This is a genomic window from Chitinophaga filiformis (assembly GCF_023100805.1).
GTDB classification, from domain to species: Bacteria; Bacteroidota; Bacteroidia; order Chitinophagales; family Chitinophagaceae; genus Chitinophaga; species Chitinophaga filiformis_B.
The window spans coordinates 7,948,267-7,967,416 of sequence record NZ_CP095855.1; the positions used below are offsets into that span (position 1 = coordinate 7,948,267).

The following is a 19,150-nucleotide window of genomic DNA, read 5'->3' on the forward strand; positions in this document are numbered from 1 at the left end:
CATGAGCTGATATGCTCCACCATAACGCGTTAATACTATGTCCAACAACCAATGCGGAGGCTCCCAAAACTATTGTGAATTACACGCAATATGATGTCAGGTACGTACTTTAAGCAAGAGGTGCTACGAATGACAGGCGGCGTCCTGTTGTTTTATGTCACCTATATCATTTTATTATTATGCTCTTTACTGCTGCTCGCCGCTTTTACCTGGAGCGGAAGTACGCTTATTGCGTATGCTTCTTATATGGGTATATCCGGCATATTTATGTCGGTGTCGGGCGCTGTGCTGATAGTGCTGGGTATTCTGCAGGTAGCTTTCATTGTTTTATTTCTCTTTAGCAGGCCAAAGACCAAAGTGCCCTACCGTACTGTCGTTACAGAAAAAGAACAGCCTGTGTTGTTTGATTTTATTCACAAACTTGTACAGCAGACCAGAACGGCTCTTCCCAAAAAAGTCTACCTCGTACCGGATGTCAATGCAGTGGTCTTTCACTCACCCGGCATAGCAGGCCTTTTCGGTGAAGCGGACAAAAACCTGGTAATAGGGCTGGGTATGGTGAACAGCCTTAATATCAGCGAATTTAAAATGGTGCTGGCACACGAGTTCGGGCATTTCTCCCAACGCAGTATGAAGCTGGTGCTGCACGTATATACGATCAACAGGATCATTTACAATATTCTCTATGAAAATAAAGGCTGGCGGAACGCCCTTATATGGCTATCCAACAAAGGCCTGCTGGCAGCTCTCTTATCCCGCCTGTTTGTGTTACTGGCGGCAGGTCTGCATTTTCTTTTCCGGAATATGCATGAACTGATCAACCGGCAGTATATGCGTTTGAGCCGTGAAATGGAATTTAATGCCGATGAAGTAGCACTTTCCATCTGTGGAACAGATAATGCCATCTCTGCGATGCGCCGGGCAGAAATGAGCAATGCCTGTTTCCTGCAACTATTGCAGAAAGTATCGGCGTGGGCACAGCAACAACGGTTCATCCGGAATATTTATGAAGCACACAGCATGCTCATAAAATATCACGCGAAGCGGCACAGTACCCCTCTGGACCACCAGCAATTGCCACAGTACAACGACGACCAATTCGGCACCACCGTGAGAAGCCAGGTGCAGTTCCGCGACCGCTGGGCATCGCATCCTACGCAGGAAGAACGTGAACAACGTTACCTGGCCGCCGATATTCCCGGTGTGACGATCCCCCAAAGTGCATGGACGCTGTTTCATAATGCAGCAGCTTTACAGGAGCAGATGTCGCGACAGGTTTACCAGGTACTGGCGCCGGAAGCCGGGCCGGGACAGTGGGAAACTGCAGCAGATCTTATCAGGGAGATTGAAGCATCGCATGAGCAGTATGCTTTTCCTGCCCAGTACAATAACTACTACAACGACAGGCCTTTTTCTGATGTTCCTTCCGGCAAACTGGAGCCTTTCCCGGAGGAAGAACAAATATTATATACGCTTTCCAACCTGTATGCAAAAGAACACTGGCTACGGATCCGTCATTACTTCCGGGATATCCAGGATGCCGCTACCTTACAGGCGATTATAAGCAGGGAGATACAGGTGGCGCATTTCACTTATGGAAATGTGCAATACCGCAGTCATGAAGCGCCGAAGATCCTGGATAAGTTGCAGCAGCAGATTGCCAGGGACAAGGAATGGTTGCAGGAACACGACCAGCTCTGCCTCCGTTATCACTATACCTTTGCGCTGCAACATACGCAGGAGGCAGCCGTTAATTTAGAGGAACAGTACAAATGTATTCTCTCCCATCAGACCAAGGCCGCTGCACTCAATGAAATAGCGGCGATGATAATGGAAAGTATTCCAATCATTTACAGCAGCCATAATATTTCACGGGAAGGGACAGATCACCGCCTCCGGATACTGCGGCATGAGGCAACGCAACTACAACAACTGCTGCAGGATCTTTCATGCCAACACCATATCAGCGACCAATGGGAACCCGACCTGCAGCAAAAAGTGGCGCATTTTATTCAATACCAGTATCCTTACCTGCGGGAACACCTGCCATCGCCGGAAGAACTGGAAACCATGCACGAGATCAGCGCCGCCGTATCAGACCATTATAATAACAGCATTGTGCTGATGAAAAAAGACTTTCTTTACCATTGCCTTGACTTCAGCGAATTGTCTGTTGCCCGTTGATGATTTACTTTTCTTAATATGTAAGTAACTACCATACCGGCAGCTACCATCAACTATGGGACAGCAGCTAGGGACTATGGACAATTTTCTGTACTTTCGGCCCTCGCGAATGCGTTGTATATATGGAGAATTTTATCGTTTCAGCCCGTAAATACCGTCCACAGAATTTTTCAACCGTAGTCGGACAATCACATATTACTACCACCCTTAAAAATGCGATCCGTAACAACCAGCTGGCACATGCCTTCCTGTTCTGCGGTCCGAGAGGTGTGGGTAAAACAACCTGTGCCCGTATACTGGCCAAAACAATCAACTGTGAAAACCTGCAGCCTGATGGGGAAGCGTGTAATCAATGTCATTCCTGTACCTCCTTCAATGAAGGAAGTTCCTTCAATATCCACGAACTGGATGCTGCGTCCAACAACTCGGTAGATGATATCCGGACGCTGGTAGAGCAGGTACGTTTCGCGCCTCAGGCAGGAAAATACAAGATCTATATCATAGATGAGGTACACATGCTCAGTTCTTCCGCATTCAATGCGTTCCTGAAAACGCTGGAAGAGCCTCCTTCTTATGCCATTTTCATCCTGGCTACCACAGAAAAGCACAAGATCCTTCCGACTATCCTGAGCCGGTGTCAGATCTTTGACTTTAAACGCATCACTATCCAGGATACTGTAGAGCATTTACAGGAGATCTGCCAGAAAGAGCATATCCAGGCAGAATCTGATGCGCTGCACCTGGTAGCCCAGAAAACGGATGGTTGTATGCGTGACTCACTCAGTACGCTGGACAAGATCGTCAGCTTCACCGGCGGGCACCTGACTTACCAGAACACGCTGGAGCACCTGAACATCCTGGATTATGATTATTTCTTTAAAGTGATGGATGCCGTGCTGCAACAGGATGTTGCCACTGCCCTGTTAATATTTGACGAGATCTTACAGAAAGGTTTCGAGGGAGATAATTTCCTGAACGGCTGGGCGGAGTTTCTCCGTAACCTGCTGATGAGCAAGGAAGAAAAGGTGCTGCACCTGGTGGAAGTATCCGGTAATCTTAAAGACAGGTACAAGCAGATGTCCGGCAAGGTAAGCCCGTCTTACCTGATCACGGCGCTGCACCTGTTGAATGAAACGGAGATCAACTACAGGATGGCCCGCAACAAAAGGCTGCATGTGGAAATGGCGCTGATCAAGCTATGCTTCCTTCAGCAGGCCGTTACCTTAGTCAGCGATGACCAAACCGGAGAGGTAGTAAAAAAAAAACTGGTAGCTGATGGTGCAGTGCCACAGAAGCTACGGTCTTCCTTTATACAGGCAGCGCCGGGGCCTAAACCGGTGGCAGGTCAGCCGGCCACTACCAGCTCCATAGCAGCCAATGAAGCAAGACTGACCATTGAAACGCCGGCACCGGCGGCCAACCATATACAACAAACACCTGCCCAGCCTGTACAGCCCGTGCAACGGCAGGCGCCAGCAGTGCAACCCGCCACAGCACCTGCAACAGCTGCAACAGCTACAGCCGCCAGGCCTGGTCAGACAGCAGGGCCTCAACCCAAGCTGACCGGCCTTGCCGCCATGAAGGAGGCACTGGCTGCCAAACAGCAGGTGCAATCGGTACACCAGGCAATTCCTATGACCCTGGGGGCACTTCATGTATACTGGGAAGAATTTATCAATACTTTCAGGCAGGCTAACAAAATGACAGTCGTGAGCAATCTCCAGCTGGCTGTTATTAACCTGGCAGGTCCTGAAGAAATAGCCATTGTGAGCAGGAATATCGTGCAATTCCGCTTCATGGAAGAAGAAAAGCTCTCAATTTCGGCTTTCTTCAAAGAAAAGTTCCATAACCCGGCTATCGTGCTGACCTTGCAGCTGGATGAGAGCCAGCAAACGGTGGATATTGGCCCCGCGCCGCTTTCCAGCCGGGAACAGTTCCAGAAGATGACTGAAAAATATCCGCTGGTGAAGGAACTGAAAGATAAGTTGAATATGGAACTGGATTTTTAAAGGGGTTTACAGAAATATCTTCTGTAATCTAACTTTCACAATTCGCATTTCTTTTGTAGGTTTGGGCAAAATTTGGAAAAATACTATGGCAGAAGTTATCAGAATGCCCCTTTTGAGTGACACAATGACTGAAGGGGTGATCGCGGAATGGCATAAAAAGGTAGGAGATACCGTAAAAGCAGACGACGTAATTGCTGAGGTGGAAACAGATAAAGCCACCATGGAAGTAATGGGCTATGTTGAAGGTACTCTATTATATATCGGTGTCGAGAAAGGTAAGGCTGCTAAAGTAAATGAGATCATAGCAATTGTAGGAAAACCAGGTGAAGATTATAAATCTTTACTCGGTGGAGGTAATAATAATGGCCAGGCGGCACAGGAAGCTAAACCTGCAGCGCAGGCAGCACCAGCTGCAACTCCGGCTCCGGCAGCCAGCAGTGCTGACAGTGCAGCAGCTGCGGAAGCACTGAAAAATGCAACCGTTATCCGTATGCCGTTGTTGAGCGATACGATGACGGAAGGTAAAATTGTAGCCTGGAACAAAAAAGTAGGCGATACCGTGAAGAGTGATGATGTACTGGCTGAGGTAGAAACCGATAAGGCTACCATGGAAGTGATCGGTTACGCCGACGGTGAACTGTTATATGTAGGAGTAAAAGAAGGCGACGCCGCCAAAGTAAACGGCATCATCGCGATAGTAGGTAAAAAAGGCACCAATGTAGATGCGATCCTCGCAGCAGAGGGCGCAGGTGGTGCAAAACCAGCTGCACAGGCAGCACCAGCAGCAACTCCGGCTGCATCTGCGGCTCCGGCAGCAACGCCTGAAGCTTCTGAAAGCAAAGACGGACGTGTAAAAGCATCTCCGCTGGCGAAAAAACTGGCTGAAGAAAAAGGCATCGATATCAACAAAGTGACCGGCTCCGGCGACGGTGGCAGGATCGTGAAGAAAGATGTTGACAGCTACGTACCATCCGCAGCTCCGGCTGCAACCAAGCCAGGTGCTGCTCCAGCCGCTAAAGCTGCTGCATTCACTCCGGCAGGTCAGGAAGGCTACACTGACGTTCAGTTAAGCCAGATGCGTAAGGTAATTGCTAAACGCCTGAGCGAAAGCAAATTCTCTGCTCCTCACTTCTACCTGAAAGTAGATATCAATATGGACAAAGCCATTGAAGCACGTAAAGCTATCAATGAAGTGTCTCCTGTTAAGATCTCCTTCAACGATATGGTGATCAAGGCTTCTGCCCTGGCACTGCGTCAACATCCTGATGTTAACAGCAGCTGGATGGGAGATTTCATCCGCCAGAACCACCATGTACATATCGGTTCCGCTGTAGCAATAGAAGATGGCCTGATCGTTCCGGTGATCCGTTTTGCTGATCAGAAGAGCCTGAGCCAGATAGCTGGTGAAGCGAAAGAACTGTACGACAAAGCCAAAAACAAAAAACTGCAGCCGCAGGATTTCTCCGGCAATACCTTCACTATCTCTAACCTTGGTATGATGGGTATAGACGAATTTACTGCCATCATCAACCCTCCGGATTCCGCAATCCTGGCTGTTGGTGGTATTAAAGAAACAGTCGTTTCCGAGAAAGGACAGTTCAAAGTAGTGAACATCATGAAGCTGACCCTCAGCTGTGATCACCGTAGTGTGGATGGCGCTGTAGGAGCACGTTTCCTGGCTACGCTGAAAAGCTACCTGGAAAATCCGGTAACAATGCTGGTATAATGTAAATATCACAACGAACTATAAAGAGAAAGGCTGCGTCAAGTTGACGCAGCCTTTTTTTGTTCGCATACGGATCCATTCCCTATCTTCTTAACACGCTGTTATTCAGCAGCAGAATTTGGGAATTGCTATTTAAATGATTAAATTTAAGTGGCCCCCAACAACAAATGATCAATGGAGATTCCTAAGAATGCGTTAAGCTGGTTCGAAATCCCTGTACATGATTTTGACAGGGCAAGGAAATTTTACAGCAAAATATTCAACTATGAAATGCCGGAAGAACAGTTGGGTCTGAAGAGGACAGCATTTTTCCCATTCGACAAACAAAATCATGGTATCGGCGGAGCCATTGTTCAGGGCTCCGAATATTTTCCCAGCCAACGTGGCGCATTGATCTACCTGCATGCCGGCGATGATCTCTCAGATGTACTGGAACGTGTGGAGGCGGCAGGCGGTAAGATAGAACTGGACAAACGCCCCGTATCTGAGTTACAGGACCTGGGGTATTTCGCCATCTTCTTTGATCCTGATGGTAACAGAGTTGCCCTTCATTCCCGCCGATAAAACAGCTGAAAACCAACAAACACAAACACCCCATTCCTAACCAGCCTCACCCTCTTTCACTTTCTTTTGAAAGTTCAATAACTTAGCATTACATTTGGGGTAACGAAAAGAGGATTACATGAAATTGGCAGAAGCAAAAGCACAGTTTATACAAACCTGGGGATCTTTGGGTGCCCAATGGGGCATTAACCGTACTATGGCCCAGATCCATGCCCTGCTGATGATCATGCCAGATCCGCTGAGTGCCGAAGATATTATGACGGAACTGAATATTTCCCGCGGCAATACCAATATGAACGTGCGGGAACTGATCAACTGGGGGCTGGTGGAACGTGTATTGATCCCTGGGGAAAGGAAGGAATATTTTACCGCCGAAAAGGACATCTGGAAGGTAGCCACTGAAATTGCCAGGGAACGGAAACGCCGGGAGCTGGATCCTATTCTCAAGACCCTGAACCAATTGCAGGAAGTGGAAGGAGATGCGAAAGATAAACACGTAAAAGCCTTCAAAGAATCCATCCAGGGCATCAATAAGTTCGCCCATCAGACAGACAAGGTGATCAACTCTTTCGTGAAAGCGGAAGAAAGCTGGTTCTATGGAACGCTAATGAAATTATTCAAGTAATATTTTTTCTCCAAATGTTTCACTTTTTACTGAAAGTTCAGAAACAGTATTAATCCGCATACCATGAAAAATAAAAAAATAGTCATTGCAGCAGGAACAGGGTTCATCGGCACAGGTATGATCGACTACTTTGGTAGCGATAATGACATTGTTATTCTTACCCGTCATCCGGTTGCCGGGCATGGCCGGGTAAGCTATATAAAGTGGGATGGCCGAAGCCTGGACACGTGGTCAGAACAACTTGAAAATGCCGACCTGCTGGTCAACCTGGCCGGGAAAAGCGTGAACTGCCGCTACACGGAAGAAAATAAACAGGCAATATTTGATAGCAGGACAAATGCGACTTCGGTGCTGGGCGCTGCCATACGAACCTTACAGCGTCCGCCGGCATTGTGGATCAATGCCGCCTCTGCCACTATTTACCGGCATGCAGAAGACCGGCCTATGGATGAATTTACGGGAGAGATGGAAAATGATTTTTCCGTACAGGTATGCAAACGCTGGGAAGCAGTCTTTAACGAGCAAAAGACGCCGGGTACCCGTAAGGTCATTCTCCGTATAGCCGTAACGCTGGGTCACCAGGGAGGGGTTATAGCACCATATCTCAATCTTATCAAATTTGGACTGGGGGGCTACCAGGGAAGCGGAAGGCAGCAATTCAGCTGGGTACATATCAATGATGTATGCCGGATGATGGCATGGCTATATGAGCGTCCGGAACTGGATGGTGTATTTAATTGCAGCGCACCTCATCCTGTCAGCAACCGGCAGTTTATGAAAACATTACGGAAGGCGGCAGGTCATCTTTTCGGCTTGCCTGCGTTTACCTGGATGTTGTATATCGGGGCCAGACTTATTGGCACCGAAACTGAGCTGCTGTTGAAAAGTCGCTGGGTGCTACCCACCCGCGCCCTGCAGGCAGGTTTTGTTTTTGAGTATCCTGAACTTCAGCCTGCCATGGAAAATATTATCGGTCAACTGCCAAGGCGTCGGTATCACCTCATATAGATCATTATGGTTTAATGTTTGCTCTTAATAGAAAGTGCCTGCCGGGGTTTATACCCTGGTGGGTACATTTAAAAAGATGGTTATGAACGATAAGAAACTCACAGTTGTATTAGGCGCCTCTCCCAACCCGACAAGATATAGCTACCTGGCAGTGTCCAGATTGGCGGCAAAAGGGCATCCTGTACTTGCTATCGGCAAAAAAGAGGCACAGATAGGCGATATCCCTGTTACGAAAGAGCATCCGGTGCCTGCAGATGTGGACACCGTTACCCTGTATATGAATCCGGTGCTACAGCGGGAGTATTATGATTATATCCTGCAATTGCACCCGAAACGCATCATTTTTAACCCGGGTACAGAGAATGAGGAGCTGGCCACATTGGCTGAAAATAAAGGTATTGAAACGATGGAAGCTTGTACACTGGTGTTGTTGAGCACTGGCCAGTATTAAGGCCTGTAGCCACTATTACCCTCCTGTGAAATGTTGTCCCTTCCGGAATAAGATGCCGTTAATTCTTGCTTTCTCTTATCTGATTGCTGATTAATTTTTGTATATTACTTATAATTTTCCCCTACCAGCAAGGATTTATAACGACAGAACGGCATAAATGTAATCTTAACTACCACGCCTATTCACTCTAATCATATATATTATCATGAAATGGAGAAGATTCAACGGCGAACCGATTCATTTGCCCATTAAAGAAGAAGTACGCCAGGCAATTGTCCGGGAAACCGGAAAGGGCTTTCACTTAAAAGTGTGTATTGGCACGGACTCACAGGTAAAAGGTGCAGAAACAGAATTTGCAACAGTGATCGTTTTCCTGCGTGAAGGACATGGAGGTTTCATGTTCATCCACAACGACAAAACACGCGACTCTTACTCCATCAAGGAGCGTATGCTCATTGAGGTAGCCAAGAGTATTGAGATCGCCTATGAACTGTGTGACATGTTCACTGAATATGATGTGGACATGGAAGTACATGCAGACATTAACACGAACCCCCAGTTCAAAAGTAACCTGGCCCTGCGTGAGGCAATGGGTTACATCCTGGGAATGGGATTTGCCTTTAAAGCAAAACCAGACGCCTTCGCCAGCAGCTGCTGTGCGGATAAGGTAGTGAACTAAGCCTGCAGGCTGATATTTACTTTCCCCGCTGTCAGGATGCGTTCCTTCGCATCCGGGGGCTTTCTTCCCCCTGAAAAACCGATACCCTCAAGCCAATTATCCGCCCACAATACGGATTACAGATACCTTTTAGACATACCTGCCATAAAAGGCTGCAAATGCTTTGAGAACGGCCATCATACCGGTTTTCCTCTAGAAACTGGTCTTTATATTGCTATCCCGGTAACAGCGCGCCGGCCAGTGGCCATTATATGTGTGCGAAACAGGGTATGCCTTTCCATCAGGCAGGGTGCCCGGCGGACAGTGAACGAAAATCCCGGAAAAATATTGTTATGTTAACTCTTCGTAAAAGCAGAAGGCTCAAACGCAGTCCAGGCCTCATTTCGAGGCCTTAACCTTTCAACTCCCGGCTTTCTCATCCGGACGGGGCTCTTTTAATTTGAAAAAAAATCCTTAATTTATACTTGTTATACTGATACTGTTATACTGATTTTACTGAATAGCTGTCCAACATGCGTGCCTACATAACTGTCATACTACTGTTAGTATTTGCCAACTCCTCGTGCAAAAAAGAGACTATCTCCGACACTTCTTCCCAAAAGCTGCAGGGCAGCTGGCGGCTGTTGTATTCGAAGCCTTCCGGGGGAAATACCCTGGTTCAGCCTGATACAACCTCTTTAGAGATCCTGAAATTCGATGGTAACAATATGCTTACCTACAATCGTGGCTCGCTGATCTCCAGGGAAACCTACCTGATGGCCCTTAAAAGCGATCGCCAGCCCTACCTGGTGGCAGACAGTGATCCATGGAATCCACGGATATTCAGCTGCAATATCACAGGGAATGACACCTTATCCCTCTTATCAGTGCATTCCAGCGTCCACGTCGGCCGTGTGTATGTGCGGGTGAAGCCTTAATTTGTTTTGCCGGGCTAGGCAATGGCCCGGAATTCTGTATTCATCTCGTCTATCATTGACAGGATAGCATCTCTGCCTGTCTTTTTCACAGTGCTGGTTACAAAATGGGCAGGGAGAAATTCCCATGTTTCCCTGAGCTTATTCAGGAATGCCTTGATATTCCGGCTGGTTTCCGCCTGGGTATTCTTATCTGCTTTGGTAAATACCAGGGAGAAAGGGATCTGCCACTCTCCCAGCTGGTTAATAAAGTCGATATCCAGCTTTTGCGGGGTATGGCGGCTGTCTATCAGTACAAACACATTGACCAGGTTCTCCCTTTTCCGGAGATAATTCTCGATCATCTGCTCCCAGGATCTACGCTGCGACTGACTCACCTTGGCAAAGCCATATCCCGGCAAGTCTACCAGGTACCAGGCCTGGTTGATCAGGAAGTGGTTGATAAGCTGCGTTTTACCCGGTGTTCCGGACGTTTTAGCCAACTTTTCATTGTTTGCCAACATATTGATCAGGGATGACTTTCCCACGTTGGAACGGCCTATAAAGGCATATTCCGGGAGATTCGGAGTGGGACATTTCTGCCAGTCAACATTACTGATGAGGTATTCTGCGCTCTTGATGATCATATTATTACTCTTCGGGCACAAAGTTCATGAAAATTTACTTATTGCCGGCATTTCTCTATTTTCTCCTAACTTTGCGGGCTATGTCAGATAAGAAGATTGTACCGTTTGCCACATCAGAACTCAGCAAGAAGGAACAGATAGCGACCATGTTCAACGACATTGCTCACCGCTACGATTTCCTCAACCATTTCATGTCATTAGGTATTGATATCCAATGGCGTAAAAAGGCTTTAAAACAACTAAAGACCTTACAGCCAAAGAAAATGCTTGATGTGGCCACCGGCACGGGCGACTTTGCCATTATGGCGAATAAGATGCTGCAACCCAGTACAATAACCGGGATTGACATCTCTGAGGGCATGCTTGCTCACGGACGTGAAAAGATCAATAAACTGGGACTATCCGACAAAATAACCCTCCAGCTGGGCGACAGTGAGACAATAAGTTTTCCAGACAAGACGTTTGATGCTATAACGGTAGCATACGGCGTACGTAACTTCGAGAATCTGGAAAAAGGACTGGCTGAAATGTTGCGTGTACTAAAGCCGGGAGGAAAGCTGGTAATATTGGAATTCTCCAATCCGACCGTTTTTCCTATTAAACAATTATATAATTTATATTTTCGTTATATTACACCTTTGATCGGGAAATGGATAGCCAGGAGCGAAGCAGCATATACCTATCTGCCGGAGTCCGTGAAAGCGTTCCCACAAGGTCAGGAAATGTGTAATATTTTAATTAATACCGGTTTCCAAGCAGTAACATGCAAAAAGCTCACATTCGGCATCAGCTCTATTTATTGCGCATCCCGCTAGTACTTCTTCTGGTAATCCTATGGAATACAGGTAGCGTGAAAGCGCAGTCTGTGATGAACATGGAAGAACATGACGCCAAGCCCTATTACTTTGGTATCACACTTGCAGGCAACAATTCCAATTTCAAGTTATACCATGATGAGATCTTCCTCAAGCAGGACTCTATTATGGTAGCTGAACCATTAAGGACCTTCGGTTTTAACCTGGGCTTACTGGGAAACGTACGCCTGAGCGAGAACTTCGACATCCGCTTCAATCCGCAGCTATTATTTGCCTCCAAAAACCTCTACTATAAAGAGAACTATCCGGCAAGAGAAACGACCAAGAACATCGAGTCTATCCTGCTCAGCTTTCCACTGCAGCTGAAATTCAAATCTGACCGTATCGGTAACATGCGCGTGTACACGATCGGTGGTCTGAAATACGACTATGACCTTGCTTCCAATGCGAGGGCCCGTCGTGCGGAAGACCTGGTGAAGATCAGGAAAAGCGACTATGGTTATGAGTTCGGAGCCGGCTTTGAGTTCTACTTCCCCAGTTTTATCTTCTCTCCTGAGTTCAAGATCAGCAATGGTATTGGTAACGTACATGTGAAAGATGAGCACCTGCGTTACTCCAATGTGATCGATAAGCTGAATTCGAGGATGATCGTTTTTTCCATCCACCTGGAAGGTTGAGTTCCTGCCGCACATAGTTAGTCTGTGGACAAATTGTCTATTTACTATCTTTGCGCCATGAATTACATCATCCGCAATATATCAGTGGTCAACGAAGGCACCACTACTGTTCAGGACGTATATATACAAGATGGCCGCATCGCGAAAATAGCTCCGCAATTGAATGTGAGCGGTCAATACACAGAAATTAACGGGGAAGGCAAGCACCTCCTGCCCGGCGTTATTGACGACCAGGTCCATTTCCGTGAACCAGGCCTTACGCACAAAGCCACCATTTATACCGAAGCCCGCGCAGCAGTAGCCGGAGGCACCACCAGTTTCATGGAAATGCCTAATACGCAACCGGCGGCACTTACACAGGAATTACTGGAAGATAAATATAATATTGCCGCACAGCATTCACTGGCGAACTACTCCTTTTTCATGGGTGTAGCCAATGATAATGTGGAAGAAGTACTGAAAACAAATGCCAGAAAAGACCGGATCTGTGGCGTAAAGATCTTCATGGGCTCTTCTACCGGTAATATGCTGGTAGACAATTACATTACGCTTGAACAGATCTTCTCAGGCAGCGAGTTGTTGATCGCTACACACTGCGAGGACGAAAAGATCATTAAGGCTAACCTGGAAAAGTATAAACAGGAAGTGGGTGCGGAAAATCTTACTGTAGACTATCACCCCATCATCCGCAATGAAGAAGCTTGTTTCGAGTCTTCTCTCGCGGCTATCCAGTTTGCCAAAAAATTCAATTCAAGACTGCATATCCTGCATATCTCGACCGAAAAAGAATTACAACTGTTCAGCAATATGCTGCCCCTGGAAGAGAAACGCATTACTGCGGAAGTATGTGTGCATCACCTGCATTTCTCTGCGGATGACTACCCATGGCGGGGCAACCTGATCAAATGTAATCCGGCTATCAAAGCAGTACACAATAAACATGCACTCTGGAAAGCCCTGCTGGATGACAGGCTGGACATTATCGCAACAGACCATGCGCCACATACATGGGAAGAAAAACATCAGCCTTACTTACAGGCGCCTTCCGGCGTACCGCTGGTGCAGCATAGCCTGCTGCTGATGCTGGAACATGCATCGCTGGGCAATATCACCCTGGAAAAAGTGGTGGAAAAGATGTGCCATGCGCCGGCAGTATGCTTTCAGATCAAAGACAGGGGCTACCTGCGGGAAGGCTACTTCGCTGATTGCGTGATCGTTGATCTGCAACAGGCCACTACGGTGGATAAACAGAATATCTATTATAAATGCGGCTGGTCTCCTTTTGAAGAACATACTTTCCCGGCAGCTGTTACACATACATTCGTGAACGGACACCTGGCTTATGAGAATGGTCGTTTCAATGAAGCGGAACGGGGACAGCGCCTGTTATTTAACCGTTGATCATCTTATTCAACAGATAAAGGAAAATGCTCTTATCGTTCATTGATAAGAGCATTTTCTTTTGTAACATTACCATCCTCTGCATTTATGGAAATGGCGGCGCCCTGCATCTATACATATTATTGGGAACAGCGCATCGTCATGATACCAATGCTTTTTCGATTATACGTATATTCACTAAAAATACCTGTGCATGGAACTGGACAAAACAACCTACTATGATCTCTCCATATTTAACCGTGAAGAAGAATATTCGCTGTTTCATAAACTGGATTTTACCACTACCACAGGTGGCAAGGATTACTTACGATACCTCTACAGCAATCCTTTAAAAGATATTGCTTCCATAGAAGAGCGTCAGAAAGTATTACAATACATCCTGCAGCAGGAAGACAGCTGGCCTGCAGATATCATCAGTAATGGTACTATCGTCGTGATGGAGAACTACCTGGAAGCACAGATAGAGCCGATCAGCAACCCGGATGGTGTTCCATTGCTTGTAAGCGCGCTGCTGACTAAAACCATTTTTTCACCGGACTATAGTTTTATTAAATTCTCCTTTACCCAGCTGCTCAATCTCCTGACGGGATTCCGCCAGCTGGAAAAGAATTTCAATACAGACCAGACGCCGAAGATACTGAAGCAATTACTGGACAGGGCCCATCACCTGCTTTATCAGAAAGAATTCAATGATATCATAACAGCAAGCGAGGCTGGCCCTGTATCCTTTGTACAGATACTACGGTATGACCATTACATCCGGAAGAGACAGCGGAAAACCATTTCCGAACTGCTGGATATCTATCGCCGCCTTGACGCCTATTATGCTATGGCAAAGGCTGTACGGCATTTCAACCTGCAATTCCCCGTGTTTGAAGATACGCCTCATCCCTTTGTACAGCTGGATAATCTCTATCATATCATTCTGCCCAAACCAGTGGCATACGATATCACCATGAAACCACAGTCGCACTTCCTGTTCCTGACAGGAGCCAACATGGCAGGGAAAACAACTTTTATCAAAGCAGTGGGAGTAGCTGTGTTCCTCGCGCATATAGGCATGGGGGTGCCTGCGGGAAGTATGAAGCTGAGCTTCTTTAACGGTATATTCAGCAATATCCAGGTACAGGACAACATCTTTAAAGGAGAAAGTTTTTTCTTCAATGAAGTACAACGTATCAAGAACACTATCATCAAGATAAATGATAACAGGAAATGGCTGGTACTGATAGATGAAATGTTTAAAGGTACCAATGTGGAAGATGCGAAGAATTGCTCACTCGCTGTGGTAAATGGATTACTGAAGAGCACCAATTGTCTTTTCATCCTATCTACACATCTGTACGAGATCGCGGAAGAGCTGCAAAATGCACAGAATATCCGGTTTAAATATTTTGAATCGCAGGTCATAGACGATAACCTGTACTTCACCTATCAGCTGAAAGATGGTGTAGCAAAAGAAAAGATCGGATACCTCATCCTTAAGCGAGAGAAAGTACTGGACTTACTGAATGAGATAAAATAAAATGCACAGAATGAATAAATATTGGATGCAGACCTTTCTCTAAATTCGGCATCCATATTTATTCATTCTCAATTTTATCCTTATCTATGATCGTAAAAACCTACGGCAGTGCCGTACAAGGCGTAGAAGCCATTTCCATTGTTATTGAAGTAAACGTTGCTCCCAAAGGCACCCAGTTTTACATTGTAGGCTTACCGGACAGCGCTGTCAAAGAAAGTGAACGGCGCATCGAATCTGCCATCATTAACATCGGCTTTAAGTTTCCCCGTTTCAGGACAGTCGTGAACATGGCTCCGGCCAATATCAGGAAGGCCGGTTCTGCCTATGACCTGCCCATTGCATTAGGGTTGATAGCCGCGTCAGAACAGATCAGCCCTGACCTCTTATCACAATTCACCATCATGGGAGAATTATCCCTGGATGGTACCGTACAACCCATCCGGGGTGCCTTACCTATTGCCATCCAGGCCAGAAAAGAAGGTTTCAAGGGCCTGATCGTACCGGCACAGAATGCCCGCGAAGCAGCGATGGTGAATAACCTCGAAGTATATGGCGTTACACATCTGCAGGAAGTGATCGATTTTCTGCAGGCGCCCGATACGCTGCAGCCGGTATTTGTAGACACGAGAGCGGAGTTTGCGAACGGGCAGCAGCATTTTGATATCGACTTTAACGATGTAAGAGGCCAATACACCATTAAACGCGCATTGGAGGTAGCTGCAGCCGGCGGACATAATGCGCTGCTGATCGGTCCTCCGGGCGCAGGCAAGACCATGCTGGCCCGCAGACTTTGTACGATATTGCCACCGCTTAGTTTACAGGAGGCACTGGAAACGACCAAGATCCATTCTGTAGCCGGCAAACTACCGGCGGATGCTTCATTGATCACACAAAGACCTTTCCGCTCCCCGCATCATACCATTAGTCATACCGCATTGATCGGCGGAGGGGCCATTCCACAACCGGGTGAAATATCGCTGGCACACAACGGCGTACTATTCCTGGACGAGCTGCCCGAGTTCAGCAGGCAGGCACTTGAGGTAATGCGGCAACCTATAGAAGAAAGAAGAGTGTCTATTTCCCGGGCCAAACTGTCGGTTGAGTTTCCCGCCAGCTTCATGCTGGTTACCAGTATGAACCCCTGCCCCTGCGGTTTCTTTAATCACCCCGAGAAGGCCTGCACCTGCGCGCCCGGTTCCGTACAACGGTACCTGAACAGGGTGTCTGGCCCGTTAATGGACAGGATAGACCTGCATATAGAAGTAACACCCGTGCCCGTACACTCCCTGCTGGACCATTCTGATGGGGAGCCCAGCGTAATTATACGGGAACGGGTATTAATGGCAAGAGAGATACAAAACGCCCGGTTCAGGGCTTACAGGGGTATATACTGCAATGCGCAGATGACCAGCAGCCTGCTACGGAAAGTATGCAGGTTGAGCAAAGAAGGTGAAGATCTTCTAAAGAATGCCATGCAGAAGCTTAAGCTCTCCGCACGTGCCTATGACAGGATTCTCAAGGTAAGCCGTACTGCGGCCGATCTTGAAGCCAGTGAACACATAAAGATCGAACACCTGGCAGAAGCTATTCATTGCAGAAGTCTGGACAGAGAAGACTGGTGGGACAAATAGTCCATTATGCCACCAGTTCCGCGCTTTTATATTCTTCAGACAATTTCTTCTGTACATCAGGCGGCACGGGGGCATACTCCGCGAACGCGGTCTTGATCTTAGCCTTACCCTGCGTAACATTCCGCAGCGCTGCATACAATTTATCCAGCTCTGCCTGCGGGGTACGGGCTTTGATAACCTGGTAATTATTCTGCGTATCCATACCGGTAATGATACTTCTGCGGCTCTGTAGCTCGCTCATTACATCTCCCGCCATCGCGTCGGGTGCGGCGATCTCGATATCAAATACCGGTTCCAGCAACTGCGGCGCTGCCTGGTGAAAGGCGTCCCGGAACGCCATCATACCGGCTATTTTGAAAGAGATATCATTGCTGTCTACAGGGTGCATTTTACCATCATAAACACTCACCCGGATATCCCGCACATAAGAGCCGGTAAGGGGCCCTTCCTGCATTTTTTCCATCACGCCTTTGAGGATGGAAGGCAGGAAACGGGCATCAATGGCTCCTCCTACGATGCAGTTATTGAACACCAGCTTTCCGCCCCAGTTAAGGTCTATTTCATCTGTGTCGCGCACAGGATGCTCCTTATAAGGCGGCATGCCTTCATAATAGGGTTCAATAGTGAGGAAGACCTCTCCGAACTGGCCGGCGCCACCGGATTGTTTCTTGTGTCGGTAGGTAGCCGCAGCATGTTTCCGGATGGTTTCGCGGTAGGGAATTTTTGCAGGTAAATATTCCACATGCATCTTGTAGATATTTTCCAGCCTCCATTTGGTAACAGCCAGGTGCAGGTCTCCCTGTCCATGCAGGATTACCTGTTTTAATTCGCGGTTGTATTCTATTTCCAGGGTAGGATCTTCCATATGCAATTCCGCCAGCACTTCCCCCAGTTTTTCATCATCTGCTTTATTGGTAGCCTCAATGGCCACTCTCACCTTGGGACCCGGGAATTCAATAGGTTTTACCTGTTTACCTGATTGTTTGTCGCTGAGAGTATGATTGGTAAGGGTATTTTTCAGTTTCAGTGTACAGCCAATATCCCCCGCGCGTAATACCTCGGTATTTTGCCGGTTACGGCCATCAGTAATGAACAACTGGTTCAGCCTTTCCATGGTACTACCCTTCTCATTGTATAATTCAACACCTGCTTTTATTTCGCCTGCCAGTACCTTAAAAAACGAAAGGCGCCCTATATGGGGCTCCTGGAGGGTTTTAAACACGAATAAGACTGGTGATGCGGAAGGATCACAGGGAATAGCGCTGCCGTCTTCTGCCTGTTCAGGAGGCATATCTACGGCAGCCGGGGCCACATTATCGATGAAACCCATTAAACGGCCACTGCCCATATTATTGATGGCTGAGAGGCAGAAAACGGGGAATACCTGGTGTTTAAGCATGCCTATTTTCAGCCCCTGCCTCATTTCGTCTTCATCGAGATTGCCTTTTTCAAAATACTGTTCCATGAGGGTGTCATCATTTTCGGCCGCTTTTTCTACCAGCTCGTTATGAAGTCGCTCCGCCTGCTCCCTCTCGCTGTCAGGAATGGGGAGCTTCTCGGGCTTTCCACCATTTTCAGGGAAACGGTACATCGTCATTTTAAGCAGATCGATCACACTATTGAACCCTGTACCCTGATTTACAGGATATTGCATGATGGTCACCGCCGGACCGAATACGCGGCGCGCCTCATCCACCGTACGGGTAAAGTTGGCCTGTTCTGCGTCTAACTGGTTGACCGCCAGGATAGTTGGCTTCTGGTATTTGTCTACATAATCCCATATCTGTTCTGTACCTACTTCTACTCCGTATTGTGCATTCAGGAGCAGCAGCGCAGTATCGCAGACGCGGATGGAGGAAATGATCTCACCGATAAAGTCCTCCAGCCCGGGCGTATCAATGATATTGATCTTATAATCACGCCATTCGGTATGCAGACAGGTGGCATAGACGGAACTTCCCCGTTCATGCTCTACATCGTGGTAATCGGAAACAGTGTTCCCTTCTTCTACGGTACCACGTCGGGGAATAATACCTGCTTCAAAGAGCATGGTTTCACAAAGGGTTGTTTTTCCGCTCTTTGCGGCACCCAATAATACAATGTTCCTGATGTGTTTCTCATCATAGGTCTTCATAAACGTTAGAATTAATGATTGCTCAGCCGGAGAGGCTGATCGTAAACAATAAGAAAAGAAAAGCAGACGTGGAATGCCGTTTTGGTGATTTTAGCCGGTGCTGGATAAGCTGTGACCGATTCTGAGTATTAAGTTACTCTATTTTTTTCTACCGTAGCAGCTCAAACATGTTGCAACATCA

16 protein-coding genes are annotated in these 19,150 nt (G+C 47.3%); 14 read left to right on the forward strand and 2 right to left on the reverse strand.

Annotated features, from left to right (window positions below):
• The first annotated feature begins 90 nt into the window (after nucleotides 1–90).
• From MYF79_RS31080 to MYF79_RS31120, 9 genes are all read left to right on the forward strand, one after another.
• Nucleotides 91–2,184: a M48 family metallopeptidase gene (locus MYF79_RS31080; RefSeq protein WP_247811706.1), complete on the forward strand. Its 2,094-nt coding sequence runs from the start codon at nucleotides 91–93 to the stop codon at nucleotides 2,182–2,184.
• 122 nt (nucleotides 2,185–2,306) lie between these two features.
• Nucleotides 2,307–4,193 carry a DNA polymerase III subunit gamma/tau gene (locus MYF79_RS31085; RefSeq protein ID WP_247811707.1) on the forward strand — a complete coding sequence of 629 codons (1,887 nt, stop codon included), beginning with the start codon at nucleotides 2,307–2,309 and terminating at the stop codon, nucleotides 4,191–4,193.
• 85 nt (nucleotides 4,194–4,278) lie between these two features.
• Complete coding sequence (locus tag MYF79_RS31090; protein ID WP_199653375.1) at nucleotides 4,279–5,919, forward strand: pyruvate dehydrogenase complex dihydrolipoamide acetyltransferase; 1,641 nt, start codon at nucleotides 4,279–4,281, stop codon at nucleotides 5,917–5,919.
• Between the two features lie 174 nt (nucleotides 5,920–6,093).
• Entirely contained in the window at nucleotides 6,094–6,483 is a 390-nt protein-coding gene (locus MYF79_RS31095; protein WP_247811708.1) for a VOC family protein, read from the forward strand.
• 118 nt (nucleotides 6,484–6,601) lie between these two features.
• Nucleotides 6,602–7,108, forward strand: a complete 507-nt coding sequence (locus MYF79_RS31100) for a GbsR/MarR family transcriptional regulator (RefSeq protein ID WP_247811709.1) — start codon at nucleotides 6,602–6,604, stop codon at nucleotides 7,106–7,108.
• Nucleotides 7,109–7,171: 63 nt separating this feature from the next.
• Nucleotides 7,172–8,116 (forward strand): TIGR01777 family oxidoreductase, encoded by a 945-nt coding sequence (locus MYF79_RS31105; RefSeq protein WP_247811710.1) that lies wholly within the window; start codon nucleotides 7,172–7,174, stop codon nucleotides 8,114–8,116.
• A gap of 82 nt (nucleotides 8,117–8,198) precedes the next feature.
• Entirely contained in the window at nucleotides 8,199–8,567 is a 369-nt protein-coding gene (locus tag MYF79_RS31110) for a CoA-binding protein (RefSeq protein WP_247811711.1), read from the forward strand.
• A gap of 205 nt (nucleotides 8,568–8,772) precedes the next feature.
• Nucleotides 8,773–9,246 carry a ribonuclease H-like YkuK family protein gene (locus MYF79_RS31115; protein WP_149693599.1) on the forward strand — a complete coding sequence of 158 codons (474 nt, stop codon included), beginning with the start codon at nucleotides 8,773–8,775 and terminating at the stop codon, nucleotides 9,244–9,246.
• A 512-nt stretch (nucleotides 9,247–9,758) separates the two neighbouring features.
• Complete coding sequence (locus MYF79_RS31120) at nucleotides 9,759–10,163, forward strand: hypothetical protein (RefSeq protein ID WP_247811712.1); 405 nt, start codon at nucleotides 9,759–9,761, stop codon at nucleotides 10,161–10,163.
• A 14-nt stretch (nucleotides 10,164–10,177) separates the two neighbouring features.
• Here MYF79_RS31120 and yihA read toward each other — a convergent pair whose 3' ends face one another.
• Nucleotides 10,178–10,786 (reverse strand): ribosome biogenesis GTP-binding protein YihA/YsxC, encoded by a 609-nt coding sequence (gene yihA / locus MYF79_RS31125; protein WP_247811713.1) that lies wholly within the window; start codon nucleotides 10,784–10,786, stop codon nucleotides 10,178–10,180.
• A gap of 80 nt (nucleotides 10,787–10,866) precedes the next feature.
• Between yihA and ubiE the strand changes: the two genes are divergently transcribed.
• The 5 genes from ubiE to MYF79_RS31150 all read left to right on the forward strand — a co-directional run bounded on the left by ubiE (nucleotide 10,867) and on the right by MYF79_RS31150 (nucleotide 16,835).
• Complete coding sequence (ubiE, locus tag MYF79_RS31130; protein WP_247811714.1) at nucleotides 10,867–11,601, forward strand: bifunctional demethylmenaquinone methyltransferase/2-methoxy-6-polyprenyl-1,4-benzoquinol methylase UbiE; 735 nt, start codon at nucleotides 10,867–10,869, stop codon at nucleotides 11,599–11,601.
• 35 nt (nucleotides 11,602–11,636) lie between these two features.
• Entirely contained in the window at nucleotides 11,637–12,278 is a 642-nt protein-coding gene (locus tag MYF79_RS31135) for an outer membrane beta-barrel protein (RefSeq protein ID WP_223233115.1), read from the forward strand.
• A gap of 57 nt (nucleotides 12,279–12,335) precedes the next feature.
• Entirely contained in the window at nucleotides 12,336–13,679 is a 1,344-nt protein-coding gene (locus tag MYF79_RS31140) for a dihydroorotase (RefSeq protein ID WP_247811715.1), read from the forward strand.
• A gap of 193 nt (nucleotides 13,680–13,872) precedes the next feature.
• Entirely contained in the window at nucleotides 13,873–15,204 is a 1,332-nt protein-coding gene (locus MYF79_RS31145) for a MutS-related protein (protein WP_247811716.1), read from the forward strand.
• An 86-nt stretch (nucleotides 15,205–15,290) separates the two neighbouring features.
• Entirely contained in the window at nucleotides 15,291–16,835 is a 1,545-nt protein-coding gene (locus MYF79_RS31150; protein ID WP_247811717.1) for a YifB family Mg chelatase-like AAA ATPase, read from the forward strand.
• A 4-nt stretch (nucleotides 16,836–16,839) separates the two neighbouring features.
• Here the strand turns inward: MYF79_RS31150 and MYF79_RS31155 are convergent, their stop codons facing one another.
• Nucleotides 16,840–18,969: an elongation factor G gene (locus MYF79_RS31155; RefSeq protein WP_247811718.1), complete on the reverse strand. Its 2,130-nt coding sequence runs from the start codon at nucleotides 18,967–18,969 to the stop codon at nucleotides 16,840–16,842.
• Between the last annotated feature and the right edge of the window lie 181 nt (nucleotides 18,970–19,150).